Annotated in this window: 18 protein-coding genes; 7 read left to right on the top strand and 11 right to left on the bottom strand. The window is 34.5% G+C overall.

What is annotated here, in order from left to right:
• Window positions 1-4: 4 nt before the first annotated feature.
• From dapA to ACXVYO_RS12335, 4 genes are read right to left on the bottom strand one after another with little or no spacing between them, the layout of a single operon-like run.
• The gene (gene dapA, locus ACXVYO_RS12350) at window positions 5-922 is read right to left on the bottom strand and encodes a 4-hydroxy-tetrahydrodipicolinate synthase (RefSeq protein ID WP_458467239.1); all 918 of its coding nucleotides are present in this window, start codon (window positions 920-922) and stop codon (window positions 5-7) included.
• A gap of 1 nt (window position 923) precedes the next feature.
• Entirely contained in the window at window positions 924-1,865 is a 942-nt protein-coding gene (locus ACXVYO_RS12345) for a proline racemase family protein (protein WP_458467238.1), read from the bottom strand.
• Window positions 1,862-2,899: a proline racemase family protein gene (locus ACXVYO_RS12340; protein ID WP_458467237.1), complete on the bottom strand. Its 1,038-nt coding sequence runs from the start codon at window positions 2,897-2,899 to the stop codon at window positions 1,862-1,864. The genes ACXVYO_RS12345 and ACXVYO_RS12340 overlap by 4 nt, the downstream gene beginning before the upstream one ends.
• Entirely contained in the window at window positions 2,896-4,071 is a 1,176-nt protein-coding gene (locus tag ACXVYO_RS12335; protein WP_458467236.1) for an NAD(P)/FAD-dependent oxidoreductase, read from the bottom strand. Before ACXVYO_RS12335 ends, ACXVYO_RS12340 begins: the two co-directional genes overlap by 4 nt.
• 181 nt (window positions 4,072-4,252) lie before the next feature.
• Between ACXVYO_RS12335 and ACXVYO_RS12330 the strand changes: the two genes are divergently transcribed.
• The 4 genes from ACXVYO_RS12330 to ACXVYO_RS12315 all read left to right on the top strand — a co-directional run bounded on the left by ACXVYO_RS12330 (window position 4,253) and on the right by ACXVYO_RS12315 (window position 7,820).
• Window positions 4,253-5,914 carry a sigma-54 interaction domain-containing protein gene (locus ACXVYO_RS12330; RefSeq protein ID WP_458467235.1) on the top strand — a complete coding sequence of 554 codons (1,662 nt, stop codon included), beginning with the start codon at window positions 4,253-4,255 and terminating at the stop codon, window positions 5,912-5,914.
• A 72-nt stretch (window positions 5,915-5,986) separates the two neighbouring features.
• The gene (locus tag ACXVYO_RS12325; RefSeq protein WP_458467234.1) at window positions 5,987-6,259 is read left to right on the top strand and encodes a (2Fe-2S)-binding protein; all 273 of its coding nucleotides are present in this window, start codon (window positions 5,987-5,989) and stop codon (window positions 6,257-6,259) included.
• Window positions 6,256-6,588 (top strand): (2Fe-2S)-binding protein, encoded by a 333-nt coding sequence (locus ACXVYO_RS12320; RefSeq protein ID WP_001080017.1) that lies wholly within the window; start codon window positions 6,256-6,258, stop codon window positions 6,586-6,588. Before ACXVYO_RS12325 ends, ACXVYO_RS12320 begins: the two co-directional genes overlap by 4 nt.
• The gene (locus ACXVYO_RS12315) at window positions 6,585-7,820 is read left to right on the top strand and encodes an NAD(P)/FAD-dependent oxidoreductase (protein WP_458467233.1); all 1,236 of its coding nucleotides are present in this window, start codon (window positions 6,585-6,587) and stop codon (window positions 7,818-7,820) included. Before ACXVYO_RS12320 ends, ACXVYO_RS12315 begins: the two co-directional genes overlap by 4 nt.
• A 24-nt stretch (window positions 7,821-7,844) precedes the next feature.
• Here the strand turns inward: ACXVYO_RS12315 and ACXVYO_RS12310 are convergent, their stop codons facing one another.
• Together ACXVYO_RS12310 and ACXVYO_RS12305 are read right to left on the bottom strand one after the other, a co-directional pair.
• Window positions 7,845-8,153 (bottom strand): YxcD family protein, encoded by a 309-nt coding sequence (locus ACXVYO_RS12310; protein ID WP_061679711.1) that lies wholly within the window; start codon window positions 8,151-8,153, stop codon window positions 7,845-7,847.
• Window positions 8,141-8,590 (bottom strand): hypothetical protein, encoded by a 450-nt coding sequence (locus ACXVYO_RS12305; protein WP_063259931.1) that lies wholly within the window; start codon window positions 8,588-8,590, stop codon window positions 8,141-8,143. Before ACXVYO_RS12305 ends, ACXVYO_RS12310 begins: the two co-directional genes overlap by 13 nt.
• A 259-nt stretch (window positions 8,591-8,849) precedes the next feature.
• On the opposite strand from ACXVYO_RS12305, the gene ACXVYO_RS12300 reads away from it, so the two are divergent.
• Window positions 8,850-9,614: a DUF1836 domain-containing protein gene (locus tag ACXVYO_RS12300; protein WP_000447235.1), complete on the top strand. Its 765-nt coding sequence runs from the start codon at window positions 8,850-8,852 to the stop codon at window positions 9,612-9,614.
• 192 nt (window positions 9,615-9,806) lie between these two features.
• Here ACXVYO_RS12300 and ACXVYO_RS12295 read toward each other — a convergent pair whose 3' ends face one another.
• On the bottom strand, window positions 9,807-11,207 hold the full coding sequence (locus tag ACXVYO_RS12295) for an HD domain-containing protein (RefSeq protein WP_458467232.1): 1,401 nt from the start codon (window positions 11,205-11,207) through the stop codon (window positions 9,807-9,809).
• A 494-nt stretch (window positions 11,208-11,701) separates the two neighbouring features.
• On the opposite strand from ACXVYO_RS12295, the gene ACXVYO_RS12290 reads away from it, so the two are divergent.
• Complete coding sequence (locus ACXVYO_RS12290; protein ID WP_458467231.1) at window positions 11,702-12,307, top strand: DedA family protein; 606 nt, start codon at window positions 11,702-11,704, stop codon at window positions 12,305-12,307.
• A gap of 34 nt (window positions 12,308-12,341) precedes the next feature.
• On the opposite strand, the gene ACXVYO_RS12285 is transcribed toward ACXVYO_RS12290, so the two are convergent.
• Window positions 12,342-12,830 (bottom strand): DinB family protein, encoded by a 489-nt coding sequence (locus tag ACXVYO_RS12285; protein ID WP_458467229.1) that lies wholly within the window; start codon window positions 12,828-12,830, stop codon window positions 12,342-12,344.
• Between the two features lie 140 nt (window positions 12,831-12,970).
• Between ACXVYO_RS12285 and ACXVYO_RS12280 the strand changes: the two genes are divergently transcribed.
• On the top strand, window positions 12,971-13,195 hold the full coding sequence (locus ACXVYO_RS12280; protein ID WP_098094608.1) for a hypothetical protein: 225 nt from the start codon (window positions 12,971-12,973) through the stop codon (window positions 13,193-13,195).
• Window positions 13,196-13,234: 39 nt separating this feature from the next.
• On the opposite strand, the gene dltD is transcribed toward ACXVYO_RS12280, so the two are convergent.
• The 3 genes from dltD to ACXVYO_RS12265 form a co-directional block, all read right to left on the bottom strand.
• Window positions 13,235-14,416 carry a D-alanyl-lipoteichoic acid biosynthesis protein DltD gene (gene dltD / locus ACXVYO_RS12275; RefSeq protein ID WP_458467228.1) on the bottom strand — a complete coding sequence of 394 codons (1,182 nt, stop codon included), beginning with the start codon at window positions 14,414-14,416 and terminating at the stop codon, window positions 13,235-13,237.
• Between the two features lie 333 nt (window positions 14,417-14,749).
• A complete protein-coding gene (locus ACXVYO_RS12270) occupies window positions 14,750-16,372 on the bottom strand; it encodes a peptide ABC transporter substrate-binding protein (RefSeq protein ID WP_458467226.1) in 1,623 nt (540 codons plus the stop codon).
• 20 nt (window positions 16,373-16,392) lie between these two features.
• Complete coding sequence (locus ACXVYO_RS12265) at window positions 16,393-17,394, bottom strand: C40 family peptidase (RefSeq protein WP_458467224.1); 1,002 nt, start codon at window positions 17,392-17,394, stop codon at window positions 16,393-16,395.
• Window positions 17,395-17,424: the final 30 nt, after the last annotated feature.

Below are 17,424 nucleotides of genomic sequence, written 5' to 3'. Positions count from 1 at the left end.
TTATTTAAACAGCTGCATGAGCTGCAATTTTTGAAATAATCGTTTGAAGTTTTTGATCTTCTTCTTCAGTTAATCCGAGTCTTGGATAACGAGAAGGTCCCCCGGCTTGCCCGTGTAATTCCATTGAGCGTTTAACGATTTGTACATATTTTCCTGATCCTTCAAGAAACTCACAAAGTGGTAAAATCGCATCGTTTATTTCCCAAGCTTTTTCTAATTCACCGTTTTGGAAATGCTCATACATTTTCGTAACAAGTCCTGGTACAATATTTCCTGCCACTGAAACCCATCCCGTTGCACCAACTAAATAAGATTCCATAACTAAATCTTCAGACCCACAGAAGACTTGAAAAGCACCTTCGCCTTGTCTTACTAAATCTCTAGCTTTTCGAATATCGCCGCTTGATTCTTTAATATGTGTAACATTTTCACATTCTTTTCCAATACGTAGCATGAGTTCCGTACTCATATCAACACCAGATGTAAACGGGTTATTATATAACATAATTGGTATATTTACAGCGTTTGAGATTTCTTTAAAGTGAAAATAAATTTCCTCTTCTTTCGGTTTACAATAGTACGAGTTTATAATTAATGCACAATCTGCTCCATGCGCTTCTGCATGTTTCGTAAATTCAATCGTTTCTTTCGTCGTTTCTGCTGCAGTTCCAACAATAACTGGAATACGGCCATCTACTTCTTTTAAAACTGTTTCTACCATTTTAAATCGTTCTTCTTTTGATAAACTAACAAATTCCCCTGTACTTCCATTAATAATAATGCCAGCTACTTTTTGCTCAATAAAAAAGTTTACGTTTTGTTTTACACCGTTCCAATTAATTTCTTGTAACCCATCCATCGGTGTGATTAATACTGGAAATGCCCCTTTAATTTTTTTCATATTTATCTCTCCCTTTACCATTTTATTTTAGTAAAAATCCTGTCGGAAACGGATCTGTAGGGTCTAATAGAAACGTCTGCATCCCTGTAATAAATCCTCTACTTTCAAATCGAAAAATGTAGCCTAGTTCTTCTTTCTTCACTTGTTCCACTGTTATAAAGCTATTAAAAATACTTTCATTTTTAAAAGGTTTATCCGCTATATAATCATTTTTAAATAATGTATGAACATAAGATACAATAGTAGAAACAAAACCAGGCGAACGTACCATAAAGTTATCTTCATGAAATGTAATCGACTTTATATGGTTCTTTTCTGTTTGCATAGATTCTACTAAAATAAGTCTTTTTATTAATGACTGTTTTTGTATAGCTTGAAGTGTAACTTCACCCCATTTTTTTAATTTAGAGATGTTTTCAATACTGATTTCTGGTGAATATGCATCCTTTTCTACAACTGCATATATTTTATCTGCCTGTATAAGAGAGTAACTTATATTACCAATTTGTAAATTTTTCTCAATCATATAACATAATTTACTTTCAAATGAAACAGATACAACTTCATCATTCTCTACATACGCATGGACTGAAAATATGCCAGCTAACGTTTCGATTTTGTATTGATTCGTCTCTCTCTTTTTTAAATAACCGCTTTCTAGTAACATCGTAATGACTGCGACAATGCCTCCATAATGAAGAGGGATGGAACCTTCATGATTAAAAAATAATACAGCTGCATCGACTTCCCTATGAATGGAAGGAACGACGATACATCCATTTAAACCGATAAAACCACGTGGTTCATTTAATAAAAGCTTCATTTCTTCTGCTAATTCACCAGAAAATTGTTCATTTAAATGTTCTAAACTGTAGTAGTATTTGCATGGTACATCTTTTATTACACGAAATGCTTCACCATTTACATGTATGTCTACTGCTGTATACATTTTTTGAATGTTCATTTTACATCCTCCGTTTCATGTTCCATCGGCGGAATTAGCAAAAAGCCTTCTTTAAGTGGATCCATTTCATTGTAAAAAAATCTATGCATTCCCATAAGCCAAGCTGAACCTGTAATTTTTGTTACGACAGCTTCCATATTTTCAACATTTGTCGTATTAATGACGCACCCTTTAAATAGAGAGCCAACGATACTCTCGTGAATAAACTCCTCATTAATCTCGATTTTTTGATTAGCGTATAATACCGCTAATTTCGCTGATGTTCCTGTACCACATGGAGAACGATCAATTCCTCCTGGCGGAACGACAACTGTATTTTTCACATGCGCACTTTCATGAGTAGGATCTGTATAAAATTCAACATGAGTTAATCCTCTAATAAACGAATACTCTGGATGAACGATTTCAAATTTCTCATTTATGATATTTCTAATATGAATTGCCTTATCGATGATTGTAGATGCGTTTTCTGGTACTAACTCTAAACCTACTGATTTCGCATCGATAATGGCATAAAAATTCCCTCCATACGCAATATCGGCCTCTACAGTTCCAATTCCTTCGACTTGTACAGTGATATGTTTCAGTAAAAAAGCTGGTATGTTACAGAAGGAGACTTCTTTCGCTTTTCCATCTTGAACAAAGATATCCACTTCAACTAAGCCAGCTGGTGTGTCTAACTTTAACGAAGTAATCGGTTCAACTACCGGAATTAAACCTGATTCAATTAAAGCTGTACATACACCAATTGTATCGTGACCACACATCGGTAAATATCCGCCTGTCTCTATGTAAATAACACCAATATCAGCTTCAAGATGACATGGATCTGTTAATAATGCTCCTGACATTACATCATGACCACGCGGCTCATTCATTAACAATTTGCGAATCCAGTCATACTCCTTTTTCATATGTAACATCTTCTCTGCCATCGTCTCTCCAATTAACTTTGGGAGTCCGCTTACCAATGTCCTCGTTGGATTCCCGCCCGTATGTGTATCAATCGTCGTAAAAACTCTTTGTGACCTCATCCGTTTAACACCCTTTCTGTAAAACGACTCAAACGAAGTGGTTCAATAGGAATGATTGTTTCTTTTTCATTTACTAACTCTTCAATCACTTTTCCAGTAACCGCTGCAAGGCTAATGCCATCCCCTTCATGCCCCGCTGCTATAAAGTAGTTCGGGATATGTTCCACGCGTGAAATGATTGGCAAATGATCTTCTGTCCATGGGCGTAATCCAGCATATGAACGAATCACCATCATATCCGCCATTTTCGGATAAAAACGAATTGCTCTGTTTGCAATACATTTAATAACCTCGTTGTTTATCTTCGTATGAAAGCCTACAAACTCCCTACTACTACCAATTAAAAAATTTTGGCTTTCTGTCGGCTCAAACACAAGAGCTACCCCATATTTCTCAGTTAAAGCATCCACTTTACGCTTTCCGCCAAATTTAGAAATTAAATAACCAAATTCCATCACTTTACGGCAACCAACGTGTTGTTGCCTTGAAGCTACAATAATATGTCCTTTTCTCGGTTCAATTGGGATATTTACATCCAACATTTCTCCGATTTTCGGAGCCCACACACCAGCTGCGTTCACCACTTGCTTCGCAGTAAACGTCCCGTTAGTCGTTTCTACAATAAAGGAACCATCTATATCTCTTTTCATAGCTTTTACTTCCGTATGATTAAAAGCTTTCGTACCAAATTTCTTCGATTCTGCAAGAAGTGAAAAAGCGAGAAGATATGGATTTACAGTCGAATCCGTCGCGCATTCTAACCCGCCTAATAAATCGTCCGCGAAAAATGGGGATTCCTCTCTTATATCTTGCCTATCAAGCATTCGAAACGGTAATCCAACTTCTTTTTGACGATTTACCCATTGCTGCGCTGCTTCCATCTCTTCGTCCGACTCACATACGAGAATACTTCCTGGCGCCCTATATTCAAATGAGTGCTCTAACTCTTCACTTAAATCAGTTACTAATTTTTGACTTACTAATGACATTTGACTATCAAACCCTGGGTCTTTATCAATAGCCAAAATATTTCCGTCACACCGTGAAGACGTCCCACTGACAAATTCTTCTTTTTCAATGATTGTTACGTCTCTTCCGTATTTTGATGTGTAATAAGCGATAGAACAGCCTATAATACCACCGCCTATTATTAAAACGTCACAGTGCCTCACGTAGCACCCCTCCCTTCTTTTTAATCCCTCACTTTCTTTTATGCAATTGACGTGCCAACTGTACATATATACACTTTTTATAAATAATATTTTTATTTGTAAAAATATTTTAAATTCATCGTAAATAGGTGTATTATTTTTTTATCACTGTCAAAATTTTTATACATAACAGGAGGACAATATGGCATTCTCATTTCCGACAATAAAAGATTTTCTAAAAACTTTGTCCATTGATTTTACATACAGCTTGCAACATACCCAGCAAGTTAACGAAAAGTATTATTACCGCCCTTCTACTACAGAAGAATATAACTGTGCAGTAATATATGAAAATGACTCATTCACCGCTTTAATTAACGCGTTTTCCAATGAAATAGTCGTTATCATAATGAACGAAAATAAAGAGCCTATATGCTGTATAACGACTCAGCAAATCATTCCGTTTCTTTTTAAGTCGTACAATGAGCTGCAATCTTTTTATAACGCCGTAATACAAACAACTGATTCTTCCGTTACAGTCATCGATGAGAAAGAACATGTTCGTACTTGGACAGATGGCGCCGAAAAGATTTTTTCAGTCAATCATAATGAAATTATCGGACAACCTATCACTCGTTTTTTTGACTATAAAGATTTAGAAATTTTGCAATCATTACATGACGGAAAAAGCATAATCGCTCAGTTCCATCAGCCCCGTCCAGATTTGTTCGTATTAATAAATTCAAACCCAGTGTATTGTGACGATGAAATTATCGGAGCTGTCGTTTCAGAAACTGATGTTACAAATCAAGTCGCTTTAAATGAAAAGCTATTTAATATGTCACATGAAATGCACCGATTAGAACAAGAGGTCGCAAAATATAAAGATGAATCAGACCCTTTCCTTGCGATGAATGGAAAGAGCCCTGTTATACAAAGAACGATACAATTAGCTAGAAAGGTTTGCTCAGTGAAATCAACTGTTTTAATACTCGGAGAAAGTGGTGTTGGAAAAGAAGTATTCGCGAAAGCGATCCATGAAGCAAGTGAGGCAGCTAAGGCACCTTTCATTTCAATTAACTGCGGCGCCATTCCAGAAGCGTTATTTGAAAGTGAGTTATTCGGGTATGAACGCGGGGCGTTTTCTGGTGCAAGTAGTAAAGGGAAAAAAGGGAAAATAGAGCTCGCACAAGGCGGTACATTATTTCTTGATGAAATAGGAGAAATGCCGCTCGATATGCAAGTAAAGCTTTTGCGTGTACTACAAGAACGAAAATATTACCGTGTTGGTGGAGAAAAAGAAATTCATATTAATTTCCGCATTATCGCTGCTACAAATCGTGATTTACAAGAGGAAATGAGAAAAGGCACGTTCCGAGAAGATTTATACTATCGCCTAAATGTAGTTAGCTTGCATATTCCACCGCTGCGCGAAAGACGTGAGGATATTATTGAATTAACTTATTCTTTCTTAAACGATTTTTCAATCAACTATAACAGACCAATTCGTGACTTACCTTCCAGCATTATGCATGAACTGCTTCATTACAATTGGCCAGGTAATATTCGCGAGCTTCGTAACGTTGTTGAAAGACTTGTCGTATTTGCGACTGACGGTATTATAAAACAAGAATATTTACCATTCCATACAACTGAAACGGTAGAAAATACTACGGCTCATTCTCTATTACTCAGCAACAATCATACAATCCTCTCTTTGCAAGAAGAGATGGATGAACATGAAAAGAAAGTCATTGAGAGAGCATTACGTATTTTGAATGGGAATAAATTAGAATGCGCGAAACGGCTTGGTGTTACGAGGGCTACTTTATATAATCGTTTAAAAAAACTTGGGTTACAATAACCATTTCCTCCTTTATATTGGCATAGTTTTTGCATAATAATTTGTGCAAATCGAACTAGAGGAGGAATTCATATGACGAATAAAGATCACTTAATTGTTTGTCGATGTGAAGAAGTTACATACGATCAACTTCAATCGACAATTGCTGAATATAAATGCTCGGCAAGAGAATTAAAACTAAGAACACGTGCTGGTATGGGATTTTGCGGTGGCCGCACATGTAGGTTGATGATAGATCGAATGATTGAAAGTGCAAATCCTGACGTAACTACTAATGAAATCCCATTAAAATATCAACCACCTGTACGCGCAGTTACCTTTGGAGCGGTAGGTGAAAATCAATGAATAGAATTACACATCACCCTATATTAGGAAGTTTAAATAGTAGTAAACGCATCACTTTCCAATTTAACGGGCAACAATATGAAGCATATGAACATGAAACGATTGCGGCCGCTTTACTTGCAAACGGTATAAGAACTTTAAGAGTTCATGAAGATAGTGGGACGCCACGAGGTATTTACTGTAATATTGGACATTGTTCTGAATGTCGCGTCACAGTAAACAATCAAACGAACGTACGAGCATGCTTAACCGTTGTTGAAAAAGATATGGTAGTTGATAGCGGCAAACAGCATCCCAATATCGTCAGAGAGATGGTGAAAAAGCGATGAACGATGTCATTATTATCGGAGCTGGACCCGCAGGTTTATCAGCCTCCATCTCTTGCGCTCGATTTGGACTAAATGTACTTGTTATTGATGAATTTATGAAGCCTGGCGGAAGGTTGCTCGGTCAATTACATCAAGAACCTACTGGAGAATGGTGGAACGGGATAGAAGAATCAAAACGCCTTCACGAAGAAGCACAATCTCTTTCAGTTGATATTCGATGCGGTGTTTCCGTCTATAATTTAGATAAAGATGAAAATTCTTGGTTCGTACATACGAATATCGGTACGTTAGAAGCACCTTTCGTTTTACTTGCTACTGGAGCTGCTGAGTACTCCATTCCCCTTCCTGGCTGGACAATTCCAGGAGTTATGTCAATCGGGGCAGCCCAAGTAATGACAAATGTACATCGCGTTCAAGTTGGAAAAAAAGGTATCATTATTGGTGCTAACATTTTGTCATTCGCTATTTTAAATGAATTACAATTAGCAGGAATTAAAGTGGAACATATCGTACTTCCTGAAAAAAGTGAATTAAGTCAAAAGGCTGGTGAACCAGAAGCAGTATTAAATTCTCTCTTACATGCTGCACATCTTGCCCCGTCACCTTTATTACGTATAGGTAGTCGATTGATGAAATATAATTGTGCGAAACAAGTCGGATTAAGCTTCTATCCAAATAAAGGTATGAAAATAAACGGCACACCTCTTCACCTTAGAAAAGCAGCTATTGAAATTATCGGAACAGAGCAAGTTGAAGGTGTACGCGTCGCTAAAATTGATACGAAAGGAAACATCTTAACTGGATCGGAACAAATATATGAGGCAGACTTCGTTTGTATTGCTGGTGGCTTATACCCTCTTGCTGAGCTTGCTGCTGTAGCTGGTTGTCCTTTCCGTTACATTCTGGAATTAGGCGGACATGTTCCAATGCATTCCGAAACAATGGAAACCCCTCTTCCCGGTTTATTTGTTGCCGGTAATATAACTGGCATTGAAAGCGGGAAAATCGCAATGGCACAAGGAACTGTTGCTGGATATTCAATCGTAAAACAAGCAAATCCAAAATCTCATTCGGTTGAAAAACACTTGCAACAGGCGATGCAACATGTACATACCGTACGACAACAAGCTGCCATTCAATTTAATCCGATGATTGATGTCGGTAGACGGAAAATGAATGAAATTTGGCGTGATTATTCCCTAGCATATGCACATACTAAAAAGAGCTGCTGAGATTACTCTCAACAGCTCTTTTTTCTACTCTTCTGAGTTATTAAATTTCGCTAATGCGTAAATGCCTTCTTCATCGTCTAATTCAAGTTGTAATCTTGCTGCAAATGAATTGACATTATATTCTCTGTCAAGCAATAAGCGTAGTGCTTCGATTAAGTTCGCTTGAATTAAAATTTGTTTGCGACCATTTACCTCTACTTCAGCAGAGAAACCGTAGTCATCGTCATACATTAATTCAACTAAAACTTCTTCTGGACCAACTTGTCTTTTTTCAGCGATATATACGCAAAGTGCATTGATAAGTTCTTGTTCAGAAATTTTTATTGTTTCCATGCTACTTCATCTTCCTTTTTCTTACGTTGATCTTTGAAGTATTTAAATGCACGAACTGCTAACATTACGATACCAGCCATTACTAACATATTTACCATAAACGCTAATACAGAACCAAGAGCTCCCATATTTGCAAATAAGCTACCCATTAATAAACCACCAAGACCACCTAGTAATAAACCTTTCATAAAGCTTCCTTTATTACTTTTTGGTGCTGTGTTTGTTGCTTTTGTTTTTGAATCTGTTGTTGTTTTTTGTGAATTCACGTTATTATCTTTTTTGTTCAAATCAACTTTTGACTTTTGACCAGAACTTGGTGTGTATGATTTTTTACCAGATTTGTAACTCTTCGCTGCTGCGTGATCTACAAACATGAAGCTACTAGCTCCAAAGATAACCATGAATGCTGTCATGACTGCTACAAGTTTTTTCAACATATTATATCCATTCTCCTTTTATATAGATATATGTGAAATCTACCTTTCTAGTAAATTCAGAATGATAGATTTGTTTTTAAAAACATTTTAAAGGTTCTTATGAACTTATTATATGAACTTTTGTCGAAATATGCAAGCATTATTTACTTACAACAGTTTGGTGACAAAGGAAAAATTAAGCAAAACAGAATTGACTTTAAATGAAACAAAACATATTATAGGTTCATAAGAACTTTTTATTATTTTTGGAGGTGAAAAGATGGAAACATTTCATCTCACACGAAACGAAATGGCTACCCTTCTTCTATCTTTAAGAGGATGGAATACGAAAAAGCCTCTCGGTATTTTACAAGAAGCGTGGGCAAAGTCACATAAAAAAGATATTGAAAGCGGACAAAGCGTAACTGCTTTTATTACTACCGCACTTTCACCTATTTTTGAAAAACTGATTAAAATTGAAGATACAGACGTCGGTTTTTCATTAAATGAAATAGTTGCGCTTGGAAATCAGATTGAAAATACAAGTTTCTCAGTAACGGCCATGCAAAACTGGGTAAAACGAGATATTAAAGAAATGATTGGCTCCCCTCAAAAAGGGAAAAAATATTCAATTGAACAAGCAGCCTTACTATTCATTGTCGAAGATTTAAAAACAGCACTTGATTTTGAATCCATTCGTAAGCTATTACGCCTTATCGTAAATGACCCAGCCGATCGAAGTGATGACTTAATCAATCCTGTTCATTTATATGGAGCATACTCTTCTCTATTTGAAGAACTCAATCAAGGGAATTGCTTACAATTAAATGCAACAGATACAATCCATACAATTGAAAACATCGTAAAAGAAAGAGCTGATAAAATTGCAAGCAAGTTTGATCAGGTTAACAACGAACAACGTGAAGCAATTCGTAACGCTATTATTATCGCCACATTATCTGTGCATACCGCTTATGTACAAATGTTAGCGAAACGTTACGTAACAGCAACTTTATTTTTACAAAATTTAGATGTGAAACCGTAAAAAATAGAAGCAGAAATGCTTCTATTTTTTTATAACGAAAACAAGCATCAACCTGTTACATACTTAGAACAGGTTGATGCTTGTTTCTTTAGATATTAATTATAAAAAACCATAATCGCCTATTATTAATTCAAAAATGATCATTTCATTCTATTATATTTCGAACAAGTTTTCTCGATAAATTTAATTCCTTCATCTTTGTAACTCTTTATAAATTTCGATTTGAGCTCTTGAGCTATTAGCAAAACTTAACCAACCCTGTCTCACATTACTAATGTTTTCAGTTACCAAAAGTTCAACTATATCTAGATGTGAAACATTCGTTATTATCGATTTATTTATACCATTAACTTTAGCACCTGACATATACTTAGCTATCTCAGGATTTAATGCGAAAGCAAAATCAATTACAGTAGCACCTTGCGGTAAGTTTACGGAATCTAACTTAGGAGTAAATGCAACAATATTATCTTGGAATAGTTCATACGATACTAAATCATAAAATTCAATCGCATCTTGAGTTACTAGATCATTTGTCTTAATAAAATGATCCATCAATTTATGAATTATATTTTGCATCTCCTTATCAGTTATACTTTTTGTAAGTACCTGAAATACTCCTTTATCTCGTATCTCCTGATTTATTTTTGTTTCAATACATATCACTATTTCATGGTTATTGATCACAACTTTAGTCTTTAAGTATTTGTTTAATACATCACTTTCAATTGCTATATTATCTTCAAATTGATATGGAATTGGTTGGTATAGTTGATGTATAACTCCTAATATTTTATAACAGTCTAAATTATTTGAGGCCGTGATAATTATTTTTGACACTGCTGTAATGTCTTGAATATCTTGGAGACGAGAATAAGCTGTATAAATAGGGCTTACTTCATAGTTAACTTCAAATATTAAAGATGGATTTAGAAAATTATTTATATCTTGCATGATATTTTGAGACAAACCCTCTAATAACTTAACATAATTTTGTAAAAGAATTTTCATTCCCTTATATTTAGAATGGTTAAGATAATAAAAACCTAAATCTTCTAACTCGTGTTGAATATGTAATAGCCCTAGTCTTTTACAAATCGGAGCGAAAATTTTGAGTGTTTCATTTGCGTAAGAAACTTGTTTCTTTACAGCTTTCACCTGTAAAGTTCTCATATTATGTAGACGATCTATCACTTTTATAATAGCTACTCTTATATCTCCTTGCGTAGCTAACAATAATTTCTTTAAATTTATTGCTTCATACTCTTCTTTATTAGGGATTTGTTTTTTATCAATTTTAGTTAACCCTTCAACAATAGCTGCAACTTTTTTACCGAATATATCACGTATATACTCAATTGTATAATCTGTATCCTCTACCACATCATGTAGTAATGCTGCAATTAAAGTTATAATATCTGCCTTACAATCTAACAAAATTTCTGTAACTGCAAATGGATGAGTAATATACGGCTCACCGGAAACGCGGAATTGTCCTTCATGTGCTTTCTCGGAAACTAATATAGCTTTATTTAATTGTTCTACTTCTTCTTTATGTAGATATGAGGCCTTTTCTAATAATGCTTTTTTCATATTTTCACCTTCATCATGTTAATTTTCTATAAAAATTTTATTAACATTATAATTCGTTATTTGAAAGTCAAGTACCTGTCTAGGTGATAAGAGAATATTTATGTTTTTATTCTCCTTGAATTATTTTTATATTTTTGAACCTAAAAGCCAACCTTTGAAATACTTTTGTTTTTATCAACCGAATCATATATCTATCCCAAATAGAAAATAGTCCATAGATTTGATTCTTACTTTGGATACATTACTCTACTCACTTTGTAAATTAAAAGCCCATAACATTATCATTTATATATGAGAAATTCTTAACAAACTTTTCATTATCTCTTCATGAAAATTGAACTTATATGCTTTACTATAATACTTATAAAGGACATAAAAGAATTGAAATAGCAATCCCCTATACAAATAAGGTATAATCTACACATAGTGAACCTTTTATGTTATTAAGTAAAAGGTTCACCTATTCAAAAATACATAAACTAGAAGGTGCAACAATGGTAAGTAGTTTTATTCATTCAGTATTAACGTTTTTTGAAGGATTAGGTTATTGGGGCATTATGCTTGGTCTAATGATTGAGATTATCCCAAGTGAAATCGTCCTAGCTTATGCAGGTTACTTAGTATTCAACGGTAGTATCTCATTTATAGGCGCAGTTGTATTTGGTACAATTGGCGGTGTTATTGCCCAAATCTTTATTTATTGGCTTGGACGATACGGTGGACGACCTATATTAGAACGATACGGAAAATATATTTTCATTCATAAAAAACAAATAGATGCAGCTGAAGATTGGTTTAATCGTTACGGAACTGGTGTAATTTTTACAGCACGTTTTATTCCAGTAGTACGCCATGCGATTTCAATACCTGCTGGTATTACAAAAATGCCATTACTACGTTTTACTACATTAACAGCACTTGCAATCATTCCTTGGTCTATCATTTTCATTTACTTAGGTGAAAAACTAGGTCAAAATTGGGAGAATATTAACGATGTAGCTGGGCCTTATGTGAAATCTTTCGCAATTGGCGCTGTCATACTCATTCTTTTATACTTCATCATTAAAAAATGGACGAAAAAACGTAAAAATCTTGCTTAAAATAATAAAAACCGCTAAAAATTCATTACGAATGTTAGCGGTTTTTATTATAGACTTGATTATGAATTAAAAATTGGATTATCTCTTCTTTATGCTTTAAGTCATGCTGAATGAGTGATGAAAAATAATGATTCAGCCTTACTTTTTTAGTACCAATTTGAAAGTCATTATGAAAATCATACGCAGGAATTCGCTCAATTTCGTCTACTAATTGTTTACGAGTATAGCTAAACTGGTTGATAAGTTCTTCTCTTGAAATACCTGATCTTGCATATATCGTTGCACCCTTATTCATTTCCTCAACATCTGTTGGAAAATGAGGTACTGGTTGGGCACTAAGAAAATAAGGAATTCGATACTTCATTACAAAATCATCCCAAATGATAAAATGTGAAATCACATCTGCAATTCCCCACGAACCATTTTTAAATGATTGAAACCATATATCACCAGGTACTTCCTTCAATGTTTGACACCATTTTATTAAATTTGACTTTTCTTCCAAAATATTTTCTTTCTTCATTACTCATTCCTTTCTCACACTTATAATTCATTCATATGAATATCTTCTAGAAATTGTATAAAAAGCCTCCATAATTATGTGGATAAGCAACAATTCACTCGTCCATTTCGTATATTATCTCTAAAAGGCGTGATCTCCCTATGCATTGGCAACAAAAAATACAATACTTAATCGGACGCCCTATCGGTATTTCTTTCATGAACGGGCAAGGTACTTCTGGTGTATTATGTTCAGCACATGATGGTCAATTATATGTGTATGAATACCTTTATCAAGCGCAATTTGCAATGAAGCATTATGATTTTAGACAAATTCAAGATATACATGCCTTTCCGAATTGCCCACATCAAAATCCTCTATACTAAAAAAAGGAACAGCTTATAGCCGTTCCTTTTTCTCCACACTTATTTCTCAGTATAAAAGTTTTGTACTGCTTCATCAAAGTAAATCCAGCCTTTCCAACCTAAATGAATTGTATCTTTTAAGAAATACTTATCATATTCATGGCCAGAGAAATCAACTACTGGGTATCCTGCATTCTCAACTTGTTCCCGAACTTTTTTATAATACACTTCACGGCGCTCTTTAGGGAAACCAGCGTAATCATACCACGGTCCGTTTACAGGTACAGAAATAAAGAGTGGCTTGACATTTTTCTCTTTAAAAATATTTAAAACAATTTGTAAGTCATCATATTCAGGTGATTCTTCATACGATTCATTTGCTCTAAAGTTTTTTAAACCTTTTAATTTTTTCTTTAAATTATGTTTATAGTAATACGGATTTTCAATTCCAAATTTGTTTGTAGTAGATTCCGCTTTCCCTTCTTCTTCTGCATGTTTACGTGCATCTACCCAAGAAATCGAACGTAATCCCATATTTATTTTTTCTTTCATCGGCTCAATCTTAAATAAGGAGTTAAATAAATCTCTATGATCTAAAATATTTCGATGCATATAAGCAAGTGGTTTGGCTATACCTGCTTTTATGTTATGTTTCGTATCATTATATACAATACCTTCTAATGAATTTTTTAATATATCATCTTTTTGAACAACTTTATAGTCTAATAATCGTTTCGCAATTTGCTTCTTCATTTCAACACTTATCTCATCATTAAAAATAAAATGATATGCTTGTTGTTTGGAGAAATTGTTCGTGAAATCTCCCTGTGATACACCAGTTTTAGTAAACCATTGTGGTGATAAAACAAAGACTACTTTTTTACCTTCTAATTCATCCATTGTAGACGTCATATTTAATATATGAGCTAAACTTTGCGTACCGCCAATCCCCATTAAATATGGTGTAAAACCTGCGGGATTTACTTTAAAGTAATTAGACGGATGATATGCATCCATTCGTAAAAATTCAGATGAACCATACATCGGTAAATACTGCGAATTCTCTAACATTTTTTGCTGTAAGAAAACACTTTGTAGTTTTTCTTTTTGTAAGGAAGTTGCCGCATCTTCTACCTTCTTATCACTAATAAGTGATACTAAACTTTTCGATGGGATTAATATAATAATGAAAAAAAGCACACATGCTAAAATTATCGGACCAAAAGCATGCTTCATTTTCATCGTCTCTTCCTCTTTCTATTGCTATTAAATTGTAACCCTTGTTTTTGACACGCCATCATTTCTCTCCTTTTTCTCTATACATGTTCCATTCTATTTATCTATTATATACATGTATGTATTTCTTTCCTTGTTCTATTAAGTCTTATACAAATAGCGCAAGAAAATGTTTCCATAGAAACACGTTAATTATACAAGATTCTACATAAATTTCACACTGGAATTTTACTAATAATTTTATTTTTAAGACATGAAAAAACATATAAAATGTCTATACATTTGAAACTGTACAAAAAAACAGACAATCACATACGTGAAGTCTGTTTCCCCATAATTTTATTTCTGTACATCTGTCCACTTTAAACTTGTAGCTGGACCGAACTGATGTACATATAAATCTTTCACATATGGCTTTTGTAAGTATGATAATCCACGCTGGAATACTGGTGCAATTACTGCGTCATCCAATAACATTTTCTCCGCATCTTGCATCGCTTTCCAACGAGCTTTTTCATCATTGCCTAATTCTGTTTTAATCTTCTTAATTAATGCATCATATTCTGGATTTGCATACTCTGTATTGTTTACACTGCTTCCAGAAAGGAATACTTCTAAGTAAGTCATTGGATCTGGATAATCCGGTAACCAGCGTGATAATGACATTTCATATTCTTTCTTCTTCTCTAACGCTAGTTTTTGCGTGTGTGGTTGTAATTTTACATTTACCTTTAGGCCTGGTAAGTTTTTCTCTAGCTCTTCTTTAATGTATTCTCCTACTTTTTTGAAGTTTTCTAAGTCATAGTTTAATAACTCAAGCGTCACTTCATTTGTACCTGTTTCTTGCTTCGCCTTTTCCCAATATTCTTTCGCCTGTTTTACATCTGTCTTATTAAACTCACCAGCCGTACTTCTAAAGTCTTTTTTATCTGGACCTTTTAAAAATCCTTTTGGCACGTAATAGTTTGCAGCAACCGAACCATCATTTAAAAATGAAGTTGCAAGTCCTTTCTTATCAAACACTGTACTTAGCGCAAGCCTTGCATTTTTATTCTTAAGAATTGGTACATTTTCATTGAATCGGAAGAAGTACATAACCGGATCTGTATATTGTTTTAGCTCTTTATTATTTTTATATTTATCTACGAATTCTGTTGAAATGACAGCTCTATCAACTTTATCTGTTTCATATAAATTTACCGCAGTTGAAATTTCTTTAACGATTTGATAGTTTACTTCATCTAGCTTTACTTCTTTTTTATCCCAATACTTATCGTTTTTCTTCATTGTAAAGCTTGCTTCATGCTTCCAATCAGATAATGTAAACGGCCCGTTATACACCACTTTATTTGCTTCTAATCCGTATTTATCGCCCTGCTCTTTCGCATATTTTTCGTTAATTGGATAGAAGGACGGTAAAATTAGTAATTTCGTAAAATACGGCACTGGATGTTCTAGTTCTACAACGAATGTTTTATCATCCGTCGCTTTCACTCCTAATTCCTCTAACCCTAATTGTTTCTTATTTATTTTCTCCGCATTTTTCACATCGTACGCAATGTATGCATATTGAGAAGCAGTATCCGGATTAATAAGCTGCTTCCAAGCGTATACGTAATCTTGTGCTGTTACAGGATCTCCGTTAGACCATTTCGCATCACGCAAGTGGAATGTATATGTTTTCCCGTCCTTACTCACCTCATATTTTTGTGCTCCCGCCTCAATCACTTCATCATTTTTTGATAAGCGGAATAATCCTTCCATAACGTTATTCAAAACGTTAAACGATACCGCATCTGTTACTTTCCCTGAATTTAACGACGGAATTTCACCCGTTTCTAGTAACTGTAATACTTTCTTCTCATCTTTTGGCTTTGTTGTTGTTTTTTCTTTTGAGCAGCCAACTAAAATTGAAGAAACTAATAGAGTACTAACTAATGAGTAACGAACAACTTTTTTCATTTGAAAACCCCCTCTATTTTTTAAGGTAAGTAACGACGAGCACCAGCGTACTCTTCTATATATCCTGGTGTATTCAGCGGTATAATCTCTACCGATCTTTCAGCTCTTGGTGAGTGAATCATATTTCCATCACCAATATACATAGCAACATGGTGAACACTACCTTTTCCTTGATCATGTGCGAAGAAAATTAAATCTCCTTTTTGTAAGTTTTCTTTATCAACCGCAACTCCATTTCTCGATTGCGGACCAGAGTCTCGCGGAATAGTAATACCGTGCGATTTATAAATTGTATGTGTAAATCCAGAGCAATCAAATCCAAAACCACTTGTACCAGCCCATATATACGGTAATCCTAAAAACATTTTTCCAGTGTTTATTAAATCATCGGCCGCCGGAGCTGGAATATCATTTTGAGAGCGATAAACCGTTCCATCATTTTTTCGTAGCCAAGCTTTCTGCCCATTTGGTAACAACACGCGGTATGAAATTGTATCTTCACTAAGTAGCGGCAGTCGCGTATTATAGCTCACTTCAAGCGATTTATGTTTTTCAGAAGGATTTATATATAAAATAGCTGTCGGTTTCGTTACTAAAACGAAAGGTTCATTTGTTTTATCTGCAAATTCTTGATTATATGTTAATTGTTTTTCAGGCATCCAACCTGGATACCCTTCTTCATTTCGTGGTGTTGGCTGACCATGGACTAGCACTTTCACCCAGTCTCCTTTTTTATCAACAACCGTTACTTCTTGACCTAATAGCGCTTGCGTTTCTAATTTATTTGCATTTGTTAACCAAAGTTTCTCATCAAGCGTCATTGATTTCGTCCACTTCCATAAATCAACTGGATTTGTAGCACTCGGTGCATCAATTGGACGTAATGAATCAGGTGCAGTCCAAAGTGTTGCCGCAGATACATCGATAAATGCTTTACTATCCTTCTTATCTTCAGCATGTGCTGATGTAAACGATGAAAATATAAATAAAGTTGTTAAAAATGCAGTTCCTACTTTTTTCATACATATCCCCCTTAAAAGATAGTTTACTAG

This window comes from Bacillus sp. BC08 (genome assembly GCF_054326875.1).
This window is presented reverse-complemented; position numbering and strand designations above follow the sequence as displayed.

Bases quoted from the DNA above. Each gene is read 5' to 3' on its own strand.
- ACXVYO_RS12330 (WP_458467235.1), top strand. From the start codon at position 4,253: ATGGCATTCTCATTTCCGACAATAAAAGATTTTCTAAAAACTTTGTCC.
- ACXVYO_RS12345 (WP_458467238.1), bottom strand. From the start codon at position 1,865: ATGAACATTCAAAAAATGTATACAGCAGTAGACATACATGTAAATGGT.
- ACXVYO_RS12315 (WP_458467233.1), top strand. From the start codon at position 6,585: ATGAACGATGTCATTATTATCGGAGCTGGACCCGCAGGTTTATCAGCC.
- dltD (WP_458467228.1), bottom strand. From the start codon at position 14,416: ATGAAAATGAAGCATGCTTTTGGTCCGATAATTTTAGCATGTGTGCTT.
- ACXVYO_RS12270 (WP_458467226.1), bottom strand. From the start codon at position 16,372: ATGAAAAAAGTTGTTCGTTACTCATTAGTTAGTACTCTATTAGTTTCT.
- ACXVYO_RS12285 (WP_458467229.1), bottom strand. From the start codon at position 12,830: ATGAAGAAAGAAAATATTTTGGAAGAAAAGTCAAATTTAATAAAATGG.
- ACXVYO_RS12325 (WP_458467234.1), top strand. From the start codon at position 5,987: ATGACGAATAAAGATCACTTAATTGTTTGTCGATGTGAAGAAGTTACA.
- dapA (WP_458467239.1), bottom strand. From the start codon at position 922: ATGGTAAAGGGAGAGATAAATATGAAAAAAATTAAAGGGGCATTTCCA.
- ACXVYO_RS12295 (WP_458467232.1), bottom strand. From the start codon at position 11,207: ATGAAAAAAGCATTATTAGAAAAGGCCTCATATCTACATAAAGAAGAA.
- ACXVYO_RS12305 (WP_063259931.1), bottom strand. From the start codon at position 8,590: ATGTTGAAAAAACTTGTAGCAGTCATGACAGCATTCATGGTTATCTTT.
- ACXVYO_RS12280 (WP_098094608.1), top strand. From the start codon at position 12,971: ATGCATTGGCAACAAAAAATACAATACTTAATCGGACGCCCTATCGGT.
- ACXVYO_RS12340 (WP_458467237.1), bottom strand. From the start codon at position 2,899: ATGAGGTCACAAAGAGTTTTTACGACGATTGATACACATACGGGCGGG.
- ACXVYO_RS12265 (WP_458467224.1), bottom strand. From the start codon at position 17,394: ATGAAAAAAGTAGGAACTGCATTTTTAACAACTTTATTTATATTTTCA.
- ACXVYO_RS12300 (WP_000447235.1), top strand. From the start codon at position 8,850: ATGGAAACATTTCATCTCACACGAAACGAAATGGCTACCCTTCTTCTA.
- ACXVYO_RS12320 (WP_001080017.1), top strand. From the start codon at position 6,256: ATGAATAGAATTACACATCACCCTATATTAGGAAGTTTAAATAGTAGT.
- ACXVYO_RS12290 (WP_458467231.1), top strand. From the start codon at position 11,702: ATGGTAAGTAGTTTTATTCATTCAGTATTAACGTTTTTTGAAGGATTA.
- ACXVYO_RS12310 (WP_061679711.1), bottom strand. From the start codon at position 8,153: ATGGAAACAATAAAAATTTCTGAACAAGAACTTATCAATGCACTTTGC.